This window comes from Janthinobacterium sp. GW822-FHT07A03, from assembly GCF_058798815.1.
In genome coordinates, this window is the sequence record NZ_JBXAKW010000009.1 from 41,739 (window position 1) to 58,707 (window position 16,969).

Annotated in this window: 13 protein-coding genes; 3 read left to right on the plus strand and 10 right to left on the minus strand. The window is 63.7% G+C overall.

Going from position 1 to position 16,969, the window contains the following annotated elements:
• Positions 1-3: 3 nt before the first annotated feature.
• A complete protein-coding gene (locus tag AC1RJW_RS23580) occupies positions 4-1,050 on the minus strand; it encodes a lysozyme inhibitor LprI family protein (protein ID WP_493047111.1) in 1,047 nt (348 codons plus the stop codon).
• 174 nt (positions 1,051-1,224) lie between these two features.
• On the opposite strand from AC1RJW_RS23580, the gene AC1RJW_RS23585 reads away from it, so the two are divergent.
• Complete coding sequence (locus AC1RJW_RS23585; RefSeq protein ID WP_493047112.1) at positions 1,225-3,387, plus strand: prolyl oligopeptidase family serine peptidase; 2,163 nt, start codon at positions 1,225-1,227, stop codon at positions 3,385-3,387.
• A gap of 56 nt (positions 3,388-3,443) precedes the next feature.
• Here the strand turns inward: AC1RJW_RS23585 and AC1RJW_RS23590 are convergent, their stop codons facing one another.
• The 5 genes from AC1RJW_RS23590 to AC1RJW_RS23610 all read right to left on the minus strand — a co-directional run bounded on the left by AC1RJW_RS23590 (position 3,444) and on the right by AC1RJW_RS23610 (position 9,019).
• Positions 3,444-4,736, minus strand: a complete 1,293-nt coding sequence (locus AC1RJW_RS23590; protein WP_493047113.1) for an MFS transporter — start codon at positions 4,734-4,736, stop codon at positions 3,444-3,446.
• Between the two features lie 154 nt (positions 4,737-4,890).
• Entirely contained in the window at positions 4,891-5,622 is a 732-nt protein-coding gene (locus AC1RJW_RS23595) for a BON domain-containing protein (RefSeq protein ID WP_493047114.1), read from the minus strand.
• A gap of 104 nt (positions 5,623-5,726) precedes the next feature.
• A complete protein-coding gene (locus AC1RJW_RS23600) occupies positions 5,727-6,425 on the minus strand; it encodes a hypothetical protein (protein ID WP_493047115.1) in 699 nt (232 codons plus the stop codon).
• Between the two features lie 151 nt (positions 6,426-6,576).
• Complete coding sequence (locus tag AC1RJW_RS23605) at positions 6,577-8,310, minus strand: dipeptidyl-peptidase 3 family protein (RefSeq protein ID WP_493047116.1); 1,734 nt, start codon at positions 8,308-8,310, stop codon at positions 6,577-6,579.
• A 109-nt stretch (positions 8,311-8,419) separates the two neighbouring features.
• The gene (locus AC1RJW_RS23610; protein WP_493047117.1) at positions 8,420-9,019 is read right to left on the minus strand and encodes a short chain dehydrogenase; all 600 of its coding nucleotides are present in this window, start codon (positions 9,017-9,019) and stop codon (positions 8,420-8,422) included.
• Between the two features lie 114 nt (positions 9,020-9,133).
• Here AC1RJW_RS23610 and AC1RJW_RS23615 point away from each other — a divergent pair, with 114 nt between their 5' ends.
• Positions 9,134-10,051, plus strand: coding sequence for a LysR family transcriptional regulator (locus tag AC1RJW_RS23615; protein WP_230539778.1), 918 nt, complete (start codon positions 9,134-9,136; stop codon positions 10,049-10,051).
• A 9-nt stretch (positions 10,052-10,060) separates the two neighbouring features.
• On the opposite strand, the gene AC1RJW_RS23620 is transcribed toward AC1RJW_RS23615, so the two are convergent.
• From AC1RJW_RS23620 to AC1RJW_RS23630, 3 genes are read right to left on the minus strand one after another with little or no spacing between them, the layout of a single operon-like run.
• Positions 10,061-11,539: an efflux transporter outer membrane subunit gene (locus AC1RJW_RS23620; RefSeq protein ID WP_493047118.1), complete on the minus strand. Its 1,479-nt coding sequence runs from the start codon at positions 11,537-11,539 to the stop codon at positions 10,061-10,063.
• A gap of 50 nt (positions 11,540-11,589) precedes the next feature.
• Positions 11,590-13,188, minus strand: coding sequence for a DHA2 family efflux MFS transporter permease subunit (locus tag AC1RJW_RS23625; RefSeq protein WP_493047119.1), 1,599 nt, complete (start codon positions 13,186-13,188; stop codon positions 11,590-11,592).
• Between the two features lie 6 nt (positions 13,189-13,194).
• Positions 13,195-14,403, minus strand: a complete 1,209-nt coding sequence (locus tag AC1RJW_RS23630; RefSeq protein WP_493047120.1) for an HlyD family secretion protein — start codon at positions 14,401-14,403, stop codon at positions 13,195-13,197.
• A gap of 146 nt (positions 14,404-14,549) precedes the next feature.
• Here AC1RJW_RS23630 and AC1RJW_RS23635 point away from each other — a divergent pair, with 146 nt between their 5' ends.
• Entirely contained in the window at positions 14,550-15,269 is a 720-nt protein-coding gene (locus tag AC1RJW_RS23635) for a TetR/AcrR family transcriptional regulator (protein WP_493047121.1), read from the plus strand.
• A 23-nt stretch (positions 15,270-15,292) separates the two neighbouring features.
• Here AC1RJW_RS23635 and AC1RJW_RS23640 read toward each other — a convergent pair whose 3' ends face one another.
• On the minus strand, positions 15,293-16,462 hold the full coding sequence (locus tag AC1RJW_RS23640) for a hypothetical protein (protein WP_493047122.1): 1,170 nt from the start codon (positions 16,460-16,462) through the stop codon (positions 15,293-15,295).
• Between the last annotated feature and the right edge of the window lie 507 nt (positions 16,463-16,969).

Sequence of the window (16,969 nt, forward strand, 5' to 3'; positions counted from 1 at the left end):
GCGTCAATTCTCCAGCAAGTCTTGCAGCTGCGCATTGCGTCGCGCCGTCAGCAGGCCGGCCCAGGTCTCGCCCGTCACGGATGGATAACGCACGGCGCCGAAATTCATCCAGGCATCGCGGTACGCGAGCCACAGGCGCTGGGTGGCGCGGATGCCATCCTTGCCCACGGCGCCAGCATGGGTTTCCGCCGGCTTTTTCATCAGCTTGCCGTAGATGGCGTTGAGCTCCTTGTCGAGCGCTGCCGCCTGTTCCTTGGACATGCTTGCCGGCAACTTGCCCCCTTCGTACTCGCGCAGATCGTGCGCCAGCAAATCGAGCTCGGCCGTGCGGGCCGCGATGCTCAGGGCGGCGCGTGTCGTGCCGCTCAAGTCCGTTTCATAGTCCGCGCGCGCGTCGGCAAACTTACTTGCCGCCGCCTGCAGTTTTTGCAGCGATGCTTGCGCCACGGCAGGCATGCTTGCGCTGACCTTGCCTGTCGCCTGCGCACGCACTCTTTGTTTCTGCCGCGCATCGATGGCGCTGCACACGCCCATCATGTAGCCGCTGGTGATGTCGTCGCACAAGTCGATCATGCCGCGCCCGCTGGCGTTGATCTGCTGCAAGTGTTCGATGCGGCCCTGCATCTCGGCCGGCGCCGCGTCGATACTGCACGCATACTTGAGCGCCAGCAGCGGGTCTTTCTGCACGCCCTGTCCATTCTGGTACAGCATCATCAACACGGCGCTGTTCTGCGTTGCCATCGCGCAATGACGCGCGGGACGCCAGTCGGCGGGCTTGGGCGAAGACATACTCTTGGTATCGTAATACAGGTCTGTCGCCTGGCATTGCTGCAGCGATGCCACGGCGGACGGCGCCGGCAGGTCGGCCGGCGGCGGCGCCGCATCCTTGACCTTCAGACAGCCCGCATACCAGGCCGTGCTTTCCGCGTGACCCACGCCCATGGCGCTGGTGTTCGGGTAGGGTGCAGACGCAGCAGCAAAAACCGGGGCAGCCAGCAGACAGCTCGCGCCCAGCAAGGCCGTTTTCAATAAGGGTAGACAAATTTTCATGTTGAATCGGCACCAGCGTGAGTAAAGCGGCAAGTTTAACTGATCGGATACGCGCTGCCCGCCCGATACGCGCCCCTCCCGCCTGGTAAGTAACGGTTCATGGCCTTGGCAGTGGCCGAATCGATGGGCAATAATGTTGCCCGCTGTACTTTTTTCACTACCCGGACCACGCCCATGACCTCACCCCGTCTTCGCCGTTCCCTCGGCTCCCTGCTGATCGCAGCAGCCTGCGCCTCGCTGGCCCACGCCGCCGATACCAACAAGGCCACGACCCCAGTTGCCGCCACGCAAACGCAAGCCAGACACGCCATCACGCATGAAGACGTGTGGCTGATGAAACGGGTGGGCGCGCCCGTCGCCAGCCCGGACGGGCGATGGGCCGTGTTTTCCGTGGTCGACAGCGCCTACGACAGCAAGGAGCAATGGTCGGATCTGTGGATCAAGTCGCTGCTTGACGACAGCCCCGCGCGCCGCCTGACGTATTCCAAGGGCGGCGAAGGCGCCGTGGCCTGGTCGCCGGACAGCCGCCAGCTGGTCTTCGTTGCCAAGCGCGACGGCGATGAAGCGGGACAGATTTACCGCCTCGACGTGGCCGCCGGCGGCGAAGCGCAGCGCCTGACCTCGCTCACCCTGGGCGCGCGCATGCCGAAATGGAGCCCGGACGGCAAGCAATTGCTGTTCATCAGCGACATCTATCCTGGCAACAAGACGGAAGCCGACGTCAAGCAAAGCGCGAAAGAGCGCAAGGAGCGCAAAGTCAGCGCCCGTTCGTATGAAACGACGGCGCCCCGCTATTTCGACAAATGGCTGACGGACAAGCAGGTACGCCTGTTCATCGTCGACGCGCAGCCGGAGTCGAAAGGTGAAAACACGCCGCGCGACATCCTGTCGGGCACGCAACTGGTGGCGCTGCCGGGCTTTGGCGGCGGCCAGGGTGACGAGGGGCAATCCTTGGACGCCATCTGGACGCCGGACGGCAAGGCCGTCGTCTTCAACGCGGCCACCAACCGCGACGCGGCGCAGCGCGAAGCCGTGGTTTCGCAACTGTATCTGCTGCCCGTGGCGGGCGGCGAAGCGCAGCGTTTGACGCAGGACAAACATAGCTACGGCTCCCTGAAATTTGCGGCCGACGGCAAGACCCTGTTCGCCCTCAGCGACGCGCAAACGCCCGGTAAAGTGTATGACGTGAAACGCCTGGCCAGCTTCGCCTGGCCGATGAGCACCCCTGCGCCAACGATATTGACAGCCAAGCTGGACCGTTCGATTTCCCGCTTCGTGCTGCCCGAGGGCGGCAAGCGCGTCATCTTCAGCTATGAACATGCGGGGCTGGAAAAGCTGTACTCGATCGACGCCAAAGGCGGCGAGGTCCGAGAAGAACCATCCTTGCCGACGGGCACCATCAATTCGCTGAGCAGCGGCGGCAAGGCCCTGGTGGGCGTGTGGGAGTCCGCCATCAACCCGCCGGAAATCTATGCGTTCAACGGCAAGCAGCCGAAACGGCTGACGGCCTTCAACACGGACAAGGCAGACAAGATCGACTGGCAGGCGCCCGAGCACTTCTGGTTCACGACGGCCGACGGCCGCCGGATCCACAATATGCTCGTCAAGCCCGCGAATTTCGACCCGAACAAGATGTATCCGCTGTTTACCGTCATCCACGGCGGCGCCGCCAGCATGTGGCGCGACCAGTTCGTGCTGCGCTGGAACTATCACTTGCTGGCCAAGCCAGGCTATGTTGTCTTGCTGACCGACTACAAGGGTTCCACCGGCTATGGCGAGGAATTCTCGCGCTCGATCCAGTTCGACCCGTTGAAGGGCCCGGGCGATGAAGTCAACCAGGGCGTCGATGAAGCCATCAAGAAATACCCATTTATCGACAGCACGAAACTGGCCGCCGGCGGCGCCAGCTATGGCGGCCACCTGGCCAATTGGCTGCAAGCGACCACCACGCGCTACAAGGCCATCGTCTCGCACGCGGGCGAAATGGACCTGATCATGCAGTGGGGCACCAGCGATGGCGGTTTCGGCCGTGAAACGAATGCGGGCGGCCCCGTCTGGTCGAACTTGCCCGTGTGGCGCGATCAAAGCCCGGTGATGCAAGCAGGCAACCACGAAAAAGGCACGGGTTTCACCACCCCCATCCTGATCACCGTGGGCGAACTCGATTACCGCGTGCCGGCCAACAATGCGCTGATGAACTTTGCTGTCCAGCAACGCCTGAACGTGCCGGCGAAATTGCTGGTGTTTCCGGACGAAAACCACTGGATTTTAAAAGGCGAGAACAGCCGCTTCTTCTACAGCGAAGTCGAGGGCTGGCTGGCAAAGTATTTGAAATAATCGCGCTGTACGCTTCTTGAAAAGCCAGGTTCCGCTCACGCGGGCCTGGCTTTTTTTCATGCGGGCTGGACAGCGGCCACGGCCGCCTTCTGGCGGGCGATCGCCAGCACCATCAGCGCGGCCACGAGGCAGGCGGCGCCAGCCGCGAACAGCGCCGGGTTGTAGGTCAGCATCAGGGTGCGAATGCGGCCCGCGCCATACGCGGCCACGGCGGCACCCAGCTGGTGGCCGGCAAAGATCCAGCCAAACACCATGCCCGCCCGCTCCCGGCCAAACGTGGCGCCCACCAGTTTCACGGTCGGCGGCACGGTGGCGATCCAGTCCAGGCCGTAAAACATGGCAAACAGGGACAGGCCATACAGGGTGAATTCCGAATACGGCAGCCAGAACAGGGACAGCCCCCGCAAGCCGTAGTACCAGAACAGCAGTTTGCGGTTGTCATAGCGGTCCGACAGCCAGCCGGACAGGATCGTGCCGAACAGGTCGAACGCCCCCATCATGGCCAGCACGGAGGCGGCCGGCACGGCGGACAAGCCCGAGTCGCCGCACAGGGAAATGAAGTGCGTCTGGATCAGGCCGTTGGTGCTCAGGCCGCAGATGAAGAAGGTGCCGAACAGTATCCAGAAGGTGCGGTTGGAAGCCACGCTGCGCAGGATCAAAAAAGGCGTGGCGAACGTCATGCTTGCCGCCGGCACCGCCGCCAGGGGCGTGGCCGGGTCCGCGCCGTAAGGCCGCAAGGCCACGTCCTGCGGCCGGTTGCGCATGCACAGGAAGGCCAGCACGGCAACGATGGCGCAGCTGGCAAACACGGGCATGACGGCCGTGCGCCAGCCGAAGTGCTCGATCAGCCAGGCGCCCACGGGCAGGAACAGCAGCTGGCCCGTGGCCGAGCTGGCCGTCAGCACGCCCACCACCAGGCCCCGGTGCGTCTCGAACCAGCGGTTCGCCACCACGGCGCTCAAGACCAGCGCCGTCATGCCCGAGCCCAGCCCCAGCAGGATGCCCCACAGGGCCACCAGGTGCCAGAACTGCGTCATGCGCGTGGCCAGCAGCATGCCGGCAGCGATCAGGCCCAGGGCCACGCAGATGACATTGCGCAAGCCGAAGCGTTCCATCAGGATGGCGGCAAACGGCCCCATCAGGCCAAACAGCACGAAACGCACGGCCAAGGCCGAGGAAATCTGCTCGGCATCCCAGCCGAACTCGCGGCTCAAGGGCTGCATCAGCGCGCCTGGCAAGCCCAGCGCGGCAGACGATGTCAAGGCGGTGAGGAAAGTGATGGCGACGATGACCCAGGCAAAGTGGATGCCGCGCCGCTCCAGCCATTGCGAAAAGGGAAGAGAAAGCATGCTGTCCTCATGAGAAAAAGTGGATGCCGGTCACTACCAGCCGGCGGGATTTTTCTCATGTTATATTATGATCGTAATTTATACAATCAAAAAACTGGAGCGGCACTGCTGCGTCCCGCTCCAGTCCTGGCTTTAACGCTGCGCAGAATGTGGCTTACTTGACCTTCAAGCCATTCTTCACATCCGTCACGCCTTCCACGCTACGGGCCAGGTCGGCGGCTTTTTTCACTTGCGCCTGGGAAGGCACGAAGCCGCTGAGCATGACGACGCCGTTGACCGTTTCCACGTGCACGTCGAGCGCTTTCAAGTCGTTGTCCTTGACGAGGTCCGCCTTGATCTTGGTAGTGATGACGGAATCTTCCACGGCCACCTTGGTGCTGCTGGCTGCATTGCGCGTCACGCAGGCGGCCTTGGCCGTCGCATCCATGGCGTCGCAATTCTCCTTCGTGGTGGCGGGCGGATTCTGCGCCACGTTGGTGCCGGCCCGGGCGCCCGTGTTGGCATCCGCCAGCGCAGCCGTTTTCGCTGCCTTGGCATCGTTCATGCACGTGGTCTTGTCGGCGCCCGTGCGGTCGCCGCACTTGGCCTTGGCCAAGTCATACTCGGCATTGGCGACGTCCTTGCGGGCCTTGCCCAGCTCGCGCGGCGTGTTGCGGAACTGCACCACGGCGTCCGAATCGGCCTTGGCGCGCGCCACCCTGGCTTCTTCCACGCAGACCTTTTTCGCGTTGCCGCTCTGGCTGTCGCAGGCGGCCTTGGCCTGCTTGTAGTCGGCCGATGCCTTGTCCGTCAAACTCTTGTACGAGGCATCCTGCGCATACGCGGGCGCGGCGGCAAGCAGGGCGCTGGCACTGGCGGCCAGCATGAGTGCGATCATTTTGTTCATGATGGTTCCTCTCTGGTTAGTTGATGCCCAGATTAGACCCCTGCCGCGCGCAAAGCTCCGTGCGACAGCACACGCTGACAGTCCATTCGCCTAAAAATCACCGTTTATTTGTCGCCGCTCAAACCCATCCGCCACAATACTTGCGCCTGTTCAAATGGTGAAACGGCCCCATCAAATGCGCCTGCGCCTGCGCCATCGGCCAGCGCCAGCCATGCCTGCGTGGCGTGCGAACCGCCCGCAGCCTCGCCTGCCGCGCGCACGCCGCGCATCCAGGCCAGCACATCCTGATACTGGCCGGGGTGGCGTCCATGCATCCAGGCCAGGGCCACCAGGTCCGCATACCCCTCTTCGCGGCGCGTCTCGCGCAGTTCCTGCGCCAGCGGTGTTAACTTGCCGCGCTGCCTGCTGCGCGGCTCGACAAAGCCGCGCGGCAAGGCATGCCAGTCGCCCTGCGCATAGCGCTGGCAATGGCCGATCTCATGCGCCGTCATCGCTTCCATCATCAGGCCCTGGCGCGCGGGCGGCACGCCCTGCAAGACACTGTCCGCCTGCGCATTGCCGCGCAAGGACAGCACCAGCTTGCAGCGCCCCGCTTCGTAACCCAGCGCCAGCGGCACGGCGCCGGGCGCATCCTGCGGCTGCACGATGATATCGATGGGCAAACCTTGCGCACGCGCAAACGCGATGACGGGCTGGCCCGCCTGCAGCCAACGGGTTTCCAGTTCGGTGAGCTGGGCGGCAGCCACGGCAGGCAAAGGAGAGAAAGCGATGAGCAAGCTCATCAGCAAGAACGGATTCAACATGGGATCGGCGGGAAGAAAAGAGGATTTACCACTGCAGAGTAAGCGGTGGATATATTTCCACAAGGAAAAACTGGCAACTTTTCACAAATAAAGACGAAAAAAAACCGGCGCAGAAGCGCCGGCTGTTCACTCTGACAATACAGCGTCGGAGTTATTTCTTCGCCGCCTTGTCCAGCGCGCGGGCCGTGACGAATTCCGGGCGGATATCGTTGGGCACGGCCTTCATCTTGTCGAGCGCCACCTGCACCTCAGGGCGAATGACCACGTACTTGCTCATCATCGCTTGCGCGCGCGCATAGTCGCCCGTCGCCTCGATGGTCAGAAATTCGCGGTCCAGGTCGATCACGGCCTGCTTGATCTTGCCGAAATCGACACCGAACTTGCCGTCGCCCAACGAGACAAAACCGCCCTTGTCGAGGATGTAATTCATCTGGATGGCCATGCCGCGCGCATGCGAATCCGTCAGGCCGAAATGCAGCGTGCGGAAACCGGAGGCGAGGAAGGTGTTGTACAGCTTGCGCTCGGCCGCCTCGCCCTGGCCCAGGGTGTCGTTGAGTTGCCCCTTGTCCATCATGTAGCGCAGCGCAAACAGGCCCGTGATGTCGGCCTTGGCTTCTTCGATGGTGGAATACGCTTCCTTCAGGTCCTGGCGCGGCGTCGATGGCTTGCCGTCGACCACGGTCGCGTGCGGGCCCAGGCCATGCATGATTTCATGCGCGAGGATGTGCGTGAAGAAGGAATTGAAATCCACGTCCTGCTGCGCTTCGGGCGTGAGCACCAGTTTCGAGATCGGCGTCAGGGTGGCCTTGAACTTGGCTTCCTGCACGTTTTTCAGCATCACGCGCTTCGAGCCGCGCGCGCTGATGATGCGTTCGTCATTGGGCAAGTTGTAGGCGGCTGTCTGCACGGCCATGTTGCCGTCGCCGGCGCCATACACCTGGTTGACCACCACCATCGGCGCCAGCGCGCCCACTTTCGGATTGCGGTACCGGGCGTCGAGCGGCAGGTTGTCTTCCAGCTCCTGCATGTGCTTGGCGAAGAAATTGAGCTTTTGCGTCTCCGCCTGGTCGCGGATGTTCACGTAGGCTTCGAACGCGGCCTTGTAGCCGAACAGTTCGTCGTTGTACGTTTCATACGGGCCGATGGTGATGTCGACGGGCGAATCGAGGTCCATCCAGGCGAAGTCGGACGGTAAATAGTCGTTGTCGAGGAAAGCCTTGGCGCGCAGGGTCAGAAATTTCTTCAGCGATGCATTGTCCGTGGCGGCCGCCGCTTCATCGAGCAATTTGGCCAGCTGTTTCAACTCCACCTTGTACTCGTCCGAATACTTGACGGTCTGGTATTTGCCATCCTTGCCCGCGCGGATGGTGGTAAAAAACCATTGCGCCTGCTGCTTGTCGTCCGCCGGCAAGCCGTTCATCCATGTTTCCAGGCTGGCCTTGGTGGCGCCCTGCGGATAGAAGTTGCCCGCTTCCGGCTTGTGCTCAGGAATGGCGATGCCCGCATAGCTGGCCGGCATGAACGAGGCGTGCGCGTCGAGCACGGACCATGGCCCCTTGTTGATCCAGAAATAGTTCAGGCGGGCCTGGCCCAGGGCCGACTTGTCCTTCTTCAAGGCTGCCCACAGCGCTTCATTGCCGGACCAGCGCTGGCGCAGCTGCAGCACGTCGACCAGCTTGGCCGCTTCGACCAGCTTGGCGATGGCCTGGCGGTCGCCCGCGGACAAGTGGGTGACGTCGGCCCTCAGCGCGACGGGTGCGTAACGGGCGCTCATGGCCGTCAGTTGCTGTGCGGTGGCCGGGGTGGCTGGCGCGGCCGCTGGCGTTGTTGCGCAGGCGCTGCCGACGGCGGCGGCCATCAGCAGGGGAATCAGGAGTTTTTTCATGGGGGTCTCGGTTGGATTTTTCTCAGACGCGGCTGGCGCGGATGGCGCGCTACCGCTTTCTTGCTCAGCCTGCGATTGTCCCACCTGCCCCCATGGCATGGCAAGCGGCTTACCAGACCTTGTACACCTGCCCCGTCTGCGCCCCTTCCACGCTGCGGCTGTAGGCCAGGGCGACGCGACTGGCGGCGGCCGGCTCGAAGCCGTAGAAGAAGGGGCCGTACGCTTCCAGCGATTCGGCCAGCACCGTGGGGCTGACGACATTGATGCGCACGCCGCGCTGCAACTCGATGGCGGCGCCCCGCACGAAGCCTTCCACGGCCGCGTTGGTCATGGTGGCGGCCGTGCCGAAGCGGATCGGCTGGTCGGCCACGATGCCGCTGGTGAGCGTAATCGAGCCGCCGTCGTTCAGGTATTCCTGCGCTACCAGCGCCACGTTGACCTGGCCCATCAGCTTGCTTTCCAGGCCCACTTGGAATTGCTCAGGAGTAAATTCGTTCAATGGGCCGAAATGCAGCTTGCCGGCCGTCACGACGACGGCATCGACCTTGCCGATGCGCTTGAACAGGGCGCGCACTTGCGCGATGTCGCCCATGTCGGCCTGGTGCGTGCCGCTGCGGCTGCCCACTTCGATGATTTCATGGCGTTGCGCCAGTTGGGCGGCGACGGCCGTGCCGATGGTGCCGCTGGCGCCGATGATGACGATTTTCATGATGCTGTCCTTGTCTGCTGTTGAACGATGGAGCCAGTATGCGCCGCTTACAAAAAGGAATAAATACGCTAGAATTTACAAGATTACTAATCTGTAGTTTGCAATCGGGATGCCATGGATAAATTGCGCAGCATGGAGATTTTTGTCGCCGTCGTCGATGCGGGCAGTTTCACGGCTGCCGCCGAGGCATTCCAGATTTCGCCCGTGATGGTGGGCAAGCACATCAAATACCTGGAAGAGCGGCTGGGCGCGCGGCTGCTGGCGCGCACCACGCGGCGGCAAAGCCTGACGGAAATCGGCCAGCAGTATGCGGAACAGTGCCGCCAGATCCTGGCCAGCATCCATGCGGCCGAACGGGGGGCGGAAGCCATGCGCGCGGCGCCGCGCGGCAAGCTGAAGATCACGGCGCCCGTGTCCTTCGGCAGCGAGTGCATCGCGCCGCTGATGGCCGATTACCTCGATGCGTATCCGGAAGTGAGCCTGGAATTGAACCTGAACGACAGGACGGTGGACCTGGTGGAGGAAGGATTCGATGCGGCCATCCGCATCGGCAAGCTGGAAGATTCCGCCATGGTGGCGCGCGTGCTGCGGCCGTATGCGATGGTGATCTGCGCCGCGCCCGCCTACCTGGCCAGACACGGCACGCCGCGCACGCCGGCCGACCTGGCACGCCACGAATGCCTGGACTTCATGCAGTGGACGCGCCACGTGCGCTGGCGCCTGGCCAGGAGCGGCGACGACGATGGCAGCCCCGTGCGCGAAAGCCGCTTCCGCTCGAACAATGGGCAGGCGCTGCGCGTGGCGGCGCTGCACGGCTTCGGCATCGTCATGCAGGCGGAAATCCTGATGGCCGGTGATATCGCCGCCGGCAGGCTGGTGCCGCTGCTGGCCGACTACGTGCCGGCGCCCCGCCCCATGCACCTCGTGTACGCGCGCGACCGCCAGCCCACGCCGAAGCTGACGACCTTCATCGATTTTCTGCTGGAACGCTACGGGCCGGCGGCGACACCGCCACCGGCCACGCTCACGTAACCGTCGTACTTAGTTGGCCTTTGCGGCGGGCGCCGATGCCAGCCTGGCCAGCTCGCCGTCCGGCTGCCAGCCGGCGCCCAGCGAACGGGCCACGGCGACCGTCGCCAGCAGGCGCTGGGTCTTGATCTGCGCGGCGGCGCGGTCCGCTGCCAGCGAACTGCGCTGGGCATCGGTGACGTCGAGGTAGGTCGAGATGCCGCGCTCGTAGCGCGTGCGCGCCACCAGGTAGGCGCGCGCCGCCGCTGCCTGCGACAGGGCCTGGGCATCGCCCTGCAACTGGCGCTGCTCCACGTCGGACAACGCATCTTCCACTTCGCGCAAGGCCGTCAGCAGCTTCGTTTCGTGGTTCGCCACGGCTTCCGCATAGCGCGCCTTGGACAGGTCCAGATTCGCCTGGTTGCGGCCGCCGTCGAAGATCGGCAGGGACAGGGCCAGCGGACCAAAGCTGAACTGGCGCGAACCGCCCTGCGCCAGGTCGCGCAGTTTTTCCGAGGCGTAGCCGAAATTGCCCGTCAATTGCAGCGACGGGTAAAACGCGCCTTCGGCCACGCCCACCTGCGCATTCGCCGCGCGCAGGCCCGCCACGCTGGACACGAGGTCCGGACGGTGCGCCAGCAGGCTGGCGGGCAAGCCGACAGGGATGGCGGGCGGCAGCGGCAGGCTGGAAGGCTCGGCGGCCACCGGCAATTGCAGCGCCGACGGCGGCTTGCCCGTCAGGGTGGCCAGGCTGTTTTCAAGCTGGTTGCGCTGGCGCTTGACTTCGTGCAGGTCGGCCTGCGCGTTCGACAGTTCGACCTTCGCGCGCGCCAGGTCCAGCTCATTCGTCAGCCCTGCATTGAAGCGCGCCTCGACCAGCTGCGCCGACTCGCGGCGCGTGTCCAGGGCGCCATTCAGGATCGCCATTTCCGCGTCCAGTCCGCGCAGCTGCCAGTAATTGCTGGCCACTTGCGCCGACAGCATCAGCAGCACGCCGTCGCGGTCGGCCTGCGCCGCCAGCGCCTGCGAATCGGCCGCTTCGACCATGCGTTTCACGCGGCCCAGCAAATCGACTTCATACGACAGCGAGCCGCCCACGGAGAAGTTATTCCCGCTGATCGAGCGGTTGCCCAGGGCCAGGCCCTGCGAGGTGTTGGCCGAGGTGCGCGAGTTCGAGATGCCCGTGCTGACGTTGACACTCGGGTCCTGGTTGGCGCGCGCCGTGCCGCTTTGCGCCAGCGCCTGCAGCAGGCGCTCGCCGGCCGCTTTTACGCTGGGATTGTCCTGCAATGCGCTTTGCTCGAGGCGGTCCAGGGTGGCGTCGCCGTAGATGCTCCACCACTCTTTGGGCAGCTGCGCGGCGTCGGCCGCGGCCGCGCCGTGGCGGAACACACCGTTGTCGATGCCGGCCACGTTTGCCGGTGCCGTAAAATCCTGGCCCACGGTGCCGCAGGCGGACAGCGCCACGGCAAGGGAGGTGGCCAGCGCGATTTTCGTCAATACTGTTTGCATGATGTATACCTTCTTGTTCTTGAGGTGCTGCACGTGCGCGCTGTGCGCGGTCAATGACCGCTGCCACCGCCACCGGGAGCTTTGAGTTTGTCGGCCAGCCACAGGGGCACGATACAGGCCAGCAGGATGGCGCCGATCAGGAAGAAGCCATCGTTGTAGGCCATCACATACGCTTCGCGGCGCACGATGCCGTCAATCGCCTGCAAGGCCTGGTTGCCGGCCGTGACGGCGTCATAGCCCTTGGCCATGAACGACGACGTCAGCTGGTCGATGCGCAGCTGAGTGGCGCTGGAATACGCATTGATCGCCTCGCCCAGGCGCTGCGAATGGAAGTGTTCGCGGGTGCTCAGGGCCGTGGCCAGCAGGGCGATGCCGATCGAGCCGCCCAGGTTGCGCGTCATGTTGAACAGGCTCGAGGCGGACGGCATGTCCTTCGGCGCGATGCCCTTCATGGCGAAGTTCGACAGGGTCAGCATGACGAAGGGCTGGCCCAGCGCGCGCACCACCTGCGACCACAAGAGCTGGTCGTAGCCGGTGGACGCGTCCATGTAGGCATTCATCATGCACGAGCCGCCGAACAGCAAGAGGCCGAACGAGCACAGGATGCGGTTGTCCACTACGGATGACAGCTTGGCGACAAACGGCATGATGAACAGCTGCGGCAAGCCCACCCACATGATGACTTCACCGATCTGCATCGGCGAATAGCCGGCGATCTGGCCCAGGAACAGGGGCAGCAAAAAGGCCGAGCCGTACAGGCCCATGCCCGTCACGGCCGACAGGACGGTGGCGACCAAAAAGTTACGCTGGCCGTACAGGCCCAGGTTGACGAACGGCTCGGCGCGCGTGGCGCTGGTGACGACCCAGCCCAGGATGCCCGTCAGGGCCAGCGCGGCGAAGGTGATGATGAAACCGGAGTCGAACCAGTCCTTCGAATTGCCCTCTTCCAGGAAGATCGTCAGGCAGCCCAGGCCCAGGGCCATGAAGAAGATGCCCAGCCAGTCAGCCTTCCAGAACATCTCGAGCTTCATCGGCTCCTTGTCCAGGCCATAGATCATGCCGGCGATCAGCAGCACGCCCGGCACCCAGTTGATGTAGAAGATCGAGGGCCAGCCATACAGCTCGGAGAGGTAGCCGCCCAGGGTCGGGCCCATGGCCGGCGCCAGCGTGGCCGTCAGGCCGAAGATGGCCATGCCGACGGCGCGCTTCGACGGCGGCAGCTTGAGCATCACCAGGGTAAACGCCATCGGGATCAGCGCGCCGCCCGTGAACCCCTGCAGCATGCGGAAGACGATCATGCTTTCCAGGTTCCAGGCCGTGCCGCACAGGGTGGAGAACAGCAGGAAGAAAGCGGTGGTGCCGATCATGTAGGTGCGCAGACCGAACACGCGCGCCAGCAGCGCGGTGAGGGGAATGACGATAATTTCCGCCACCAGGTAGGCCGTGGAAATCCACGAGCCCTCTTCCTGGGTGGCCGACAGCGAGCCAAGGATATCCTTGAGCGAGGAGTTGGTGATCTGGATGTCGAGCACCGCCATGAAGGCGCCCAGCATGCCGGCGGCGACCGCCAGCCAGGTGCGCCCGGAGACTTTCTCGCTAATCACGGGAAACGCCGGCGTTGCCGCCGGTGTGGTGGAAGGGCTGCTCATGGAAGCTTAGCGGGCGGCGGTCTGCGCGGCAGGAGCGGCTGCCGCGGCGGCGTGGCGCGGAGCCTCGGCCTTGTCCGACGCCGGCTGGTTCACTTCCACTTCGGCGATCACGGACATGCCCGGCACCAGGCGGCCATTCATGGCCTTGATGTCTTCCGGCTGGAAGACGATCTTCACGGGCACGCGCTGGACGATCTTGGTGAAGTTGCCGGTGGCGTTATCGGCCGGCAGCAGGGCAAATTGCGCGCCCGAGGCAGGGGCGAAGCTGTCCACGGTACCCACCAGTTTCTTGCCCGGCATGGCGTCGATGGTCACGTGCACGCTCTGGCCGCGGTGCAGGTCGGCCAGCTGGGTTTCCTTGAAGTTGGCGGTGACCCAGACGTTGTCCTGCACGATGGCCGTCAACTGCTGGCCAGGCTGCACGCGCATGCCTGTTTCCACGTTGCGCTTGCCGATGCGGCCGGCGACGGGGGCCAGGATGCGGTTGTATTGCAGCTGCTGTTCCGCGTCCTTCAATTGCACGCGCAGCACGGCCACTTGCGCCTTGGCCACGTCGCGCGCAGCTTGCGCCGCGCCGATCTGCGCCTTGGCGGCCGAAGCGCTGTCGCGGCGGGCAGCCAGGTCGGCCACGGCGCTCGAGCGGGCCGCGTTGGCCGCGTCGAGTTCCGCTTTCGAGACGGCTTTCATCTGGCTCGTGTACAGCTGGCCGTAACGCTCGGCATCCTGTTTCGCGCGCAGCAATTGCGCATCGGCTTGCGCCACTTGCGCCTGGGCGGCGCTCGCCTGCGCCTGCACTTGCGCGATCTGCGCGTCCGCTTGCAGCACCTGCTGCTCGGCGCTGGCGATCTGCGCGGCGATCTGCTCGGTTTTCACGCGCTGGTCGAAGGGATCGAGTTCGGCGATCACGTCGCCCTCTTTCACGATTTGATTGTCGTCAATGAAAACCTTGGTGACGACGCCGGAAATGCGCGCCGAGACGGGATGCACATGGCCGGCCACATAGGCGTTTTCCGTTTCCACGAAATAGTGGCTGCGGTACCACATACGCGCGCCGGCGCCCAGCGCCACGAGGACGATCAGGCCGGCGATGATTTTCACGCGGTTGTTCGGTGGTGCGGAGCTGGCGGAAGCGGCGGGCGTGGAAGGTGCGGCAGGGGCCGCGGGTGGGACGGCGCTCAGCACCTTGTGCTCTGCTTGGCCTGGCTGGTTGGACATACTCGCTCCGAAAATGAAATGATATAGGTTCATTATTGGGCAAAGAAAAGGCAAAGTCAAGAAATGAAACGATTGCATTTCATTTTAATTTGCACTACAGTGTGAGCCATCACTTACCTTCCACCTTATTGAAAGAGACCCAGACCATGTCCGATCCCGGCCTCAGCGATACCTTGCCCACCGATACAGAATCCGACGCCGCCGCCCAGGAGCTTTCCTGCTGCGGCAAGCCAGCCGGCCGCCCGCGCGCGGCCGACATGGAAGCGCGCATGGAAAACCTGCTGCACACGGCCGGTTGCCTGTTTCTGGAAAAAGGGTATGGAAAGGTCAGCCTGGAAATGATCGCCCGCGAAGCCCATGTGGCCGTGCGCACGATTTATGTAAAATTTGGCGGCAAGTCGGGCTTGTTCAATGCCGTGGTGGAATTGCGCCGCGCCGCCTACTTCTCGACCATGCCGGCACTGGAAACGGATATGCGGCCCCTGCCCGCCATTTTGAGCGAGTTCGGCCTGCTGTTCGTGCAACTGGTCACCATGCCGGCGGCGATCCTCCTCAATCGCATGGTGGTGGCCGAAGCGGCCACGCACCCGGAACTGGCGGAAACGTTTTACAAGGTGGGACCGGGACAGACGCGCGAGATGCTGACCAAGTTTTTCAGCCGCCCAGACATCGCGCCCCTGTTTCGCGCGGAGCTGACGCCCTCCATGCTGGCGCTGCACCTGCTCAATTGCCTGCTGGGCGACCAGATGTCGCGCCTGCTGTTTCCTCCGCCGGCCCAGCCCGATATGGCGCAATTGCGCGCCAAGGTGGCGGTCAGTCTCGACCTGTTCCTGCGCGGCACCCTGCGCCAGCCGCTGGCGGACTGACGCGGGACGGCTGGCCGCGGAAGTCAGCCAGGGCGGCTGCAGTCTTCCGGCAGCGCCGCTTCGGCCTGTTCTTCGTTCAAACCCAGCGCGCGCAGGAAAGGCTGGGCCGCCGACGGGCCATCAACACTGAGTGAAGACTCACTTCCATCGTAGCGGTCCGGGCCATAACGCATCAGGTCGAACGAGGTTTCAAAGCGCTGCGCCAGGAAATACGTGCGGAAGTAATCGAAGGAAAACGCCACCTGGCCATCGGCCCGCAGCAGCAAGCCATGCGCATACAGCGGCGCCAGCCAATCCCCGGCCGCCATGTCCCAGCCCTTCACGCCGCAATAGTCGCTGGCAAAACGCTCGAGTTCCGCCTCGTTGAGGAACGCGCTCTTGGCTTCGAACATCACGAACGCCAGCTCGATGAGGAATTCGCGCGCGTTGGCAGCGACGCCGGCGTCCTCGCGCCGCTGCGCGCCCGCCGTGCCCAGCAAGCCATCGAGATAGGCGCGCTCGCCTGCCAGCCGCGGCAGCAAGGTGGCAAACACATACTCGGCGTCCATCTGTCCCGTTTCCTGGCCGTTCGGCGTGTACAGCACCGACAGGGCGAAGTTCTTGCTCACGTCGTCGAACTCGCGCAGGGACACCTTCCACTGCTTGCCTGCACTGCCGTCATCGGCCTCGCCCGTGCCGAATTCGAGCACCGCATACGCCGCCATCTGGCCTTGAGCACCGTACAGGCTGCCGGGATTGCTCTTGAACAGGATGCCCAGCGACTTCATCAGCGAACTGGCATCGCCCGTATGCTGGTGGCCATGGAACACGGCGTGGATATTCTTGTAGTATGCGCGCTGCTCGGCACTGGCGTGCTCATCGGCGGAGAAAAAGCTGAAACCGGCATTGCCCAGCGCCGCCGCCGCGACACCCTGCGCGCGGCTGCCCGGCACCAGGTAGAAACGCGCGCCGGGCAAGCTGGCCGCCTGCAGCAAGGGGCGCAGGAAGTATTCGTAGACGTACACGGGCGTCGTGCCGGCACAGGCGTCCGGCGCCACCAACTGACCCGTGAAGAAAATCGCATCGATCTTCTTGCCCGCCGCCAGGATAGCGGCCACATCCTGGTACAAGGCATGCAGCATCACGGCTTGCTCTTGCTCATCAGCCCGGCGCAGGCGGACATCGGCAATATGAAGGGCGGTAAATTTTTTCATCGTTGCAAAACTTTCTTAGAGCCTATCCCAGTAGGGAGCGTCTTCTGCTGGCAGTTCATCAGGAGCACGGACAAGGCGTGAGGAGGATGCGTGGCGAGCCACGCGACGACGATCAACGCAGTCCCCGCTTCCGAGGGGCGCCAGCAGGGGATGTATGCATCTACTGGGACAGGCGCTTAATACAGCGGAACTTGACCAAACCCCACGCTGGCAACATTCCTGGAAAAATCACACGCTCCTGTCGAAGCGAAAGCAGAACGTGGTGACAGACCTCCATTCTGCCACTTTTTCCACACGGCAATACTCACCAATTTTCACATGGTGCCGCCGCGCCACGTTTTACCACGCTGCAGGTCAAGGGAAATAAAAAAACCCGCAATCGCTTGCGGGTTTTTGAGTGTTACAACGTGCGGCTACAATCAGCGCTTGCGCGGCGGCGGCAAGTCCGTGCATACGCCTTCGTACACGTCGGCGCGCTTTTGCCAACCTGCCGATCGACTCACCCAG

Excerpts from the sequence above, each read along its gene's own strand:
- AC1RJW_RS23580 (WP_493047111.1), bottom strand. The coding sequence starts at position 1,050 with ATGAAAATTTGTCTACCCTTATTGAAAACGGCCTTGCTGGGCGCGAGC.
- AC1RJW_RS23585 (WP_493047112.1), top strand. The coding sequence starts at position 1,225 with ATGACCTCACCCCGTCTTCGCCGTTCCCTCGGCTCCCTGCTGATCGCA.
- AC1RJW_RS23590 (WP_493047113.1), bottom strand. The coding sequence starts at position 4,736 with ATGCTTTCTCTTCCCTTTTCGCAATGGCTGGAGCGGCGCGGCATCCAC.
- AC1RJW_RS23595 (WP_493047114.1), bottom strand. The coding sequence starts at position 5,622 with ATGAACAAAATGATCGCACTCATGCTGGCCGCCAGTGCCAGCGCCCTG.
- AC1RJW_RS23600 (WP_493047115.1), bottom strand. The coding sequence starts at position 6,425 with ATGTTGAATCCGTTCTTGCTGATGAGCTTGCTCATCGCTTTCTCTCCT.
- AC1RJW_RS23605 (WP_493047116.1), bottom strand. The coding sequence starts at position 8,310 with ATGAAAAAACTCCTGATTCCCCTGCTGATGGCCGCCGCCGTCGGCAGC.
- AC1RJW_RS23610 (WP_493047117.1), bottom strand. The coding sequence starts at position 9,019 with ATGAAAATCGTCATCATCGGCGCCAGCGGCACCATCGGCACGGCCGTC.
- AC1RJW_RS23615 (WP_230539778.1), top strand. The coding sequence starts at position 9,134 with ATGGATAAATTGCGCAGCATGGAGATTTTTGTCGCCGTCGTCGATGCG.
- AC1RJW_RS23620 (WP_493047118.1), bottom strand. The coding sequence starts at position 11,539 with ATGCAAACAGTATTGACGAAAATCGCGCTGGCCACCTCCCTTGCCGTG.
- AC1RJW_RS23625 (WP_493047119.1), bottom strand. The coding sequence starts at position 13,188 with ATGAGCAGCCCTTCCACCACACCGGCGGCAACGCCGGCGTTTCCCGTG.
- AC1RJW_RS23630 (WP_493047120.1), bottom strand. The coding sequence starts at position 14,403 with ATGTCCAACCAGCCAGGCCAAGCAGAGCACAAGGTGCTGAGCGCCGTC.
- AC1RJW_RS23635 (WP_493047121.1), top strand. The coding sequence starts at position 14,550 with ATGTCCGATCCCGGCCTCAGCGATACCTTGCCCACCGATACAGAATCC.
- AC1RJW_RS23640 (WP_493047122.1), bottom strand. The coding sequence starts at position 16,462 with ATGAAAAAATTTACCGCCCTTCATATTGCCGATGTCCGCCTGCGCCGG.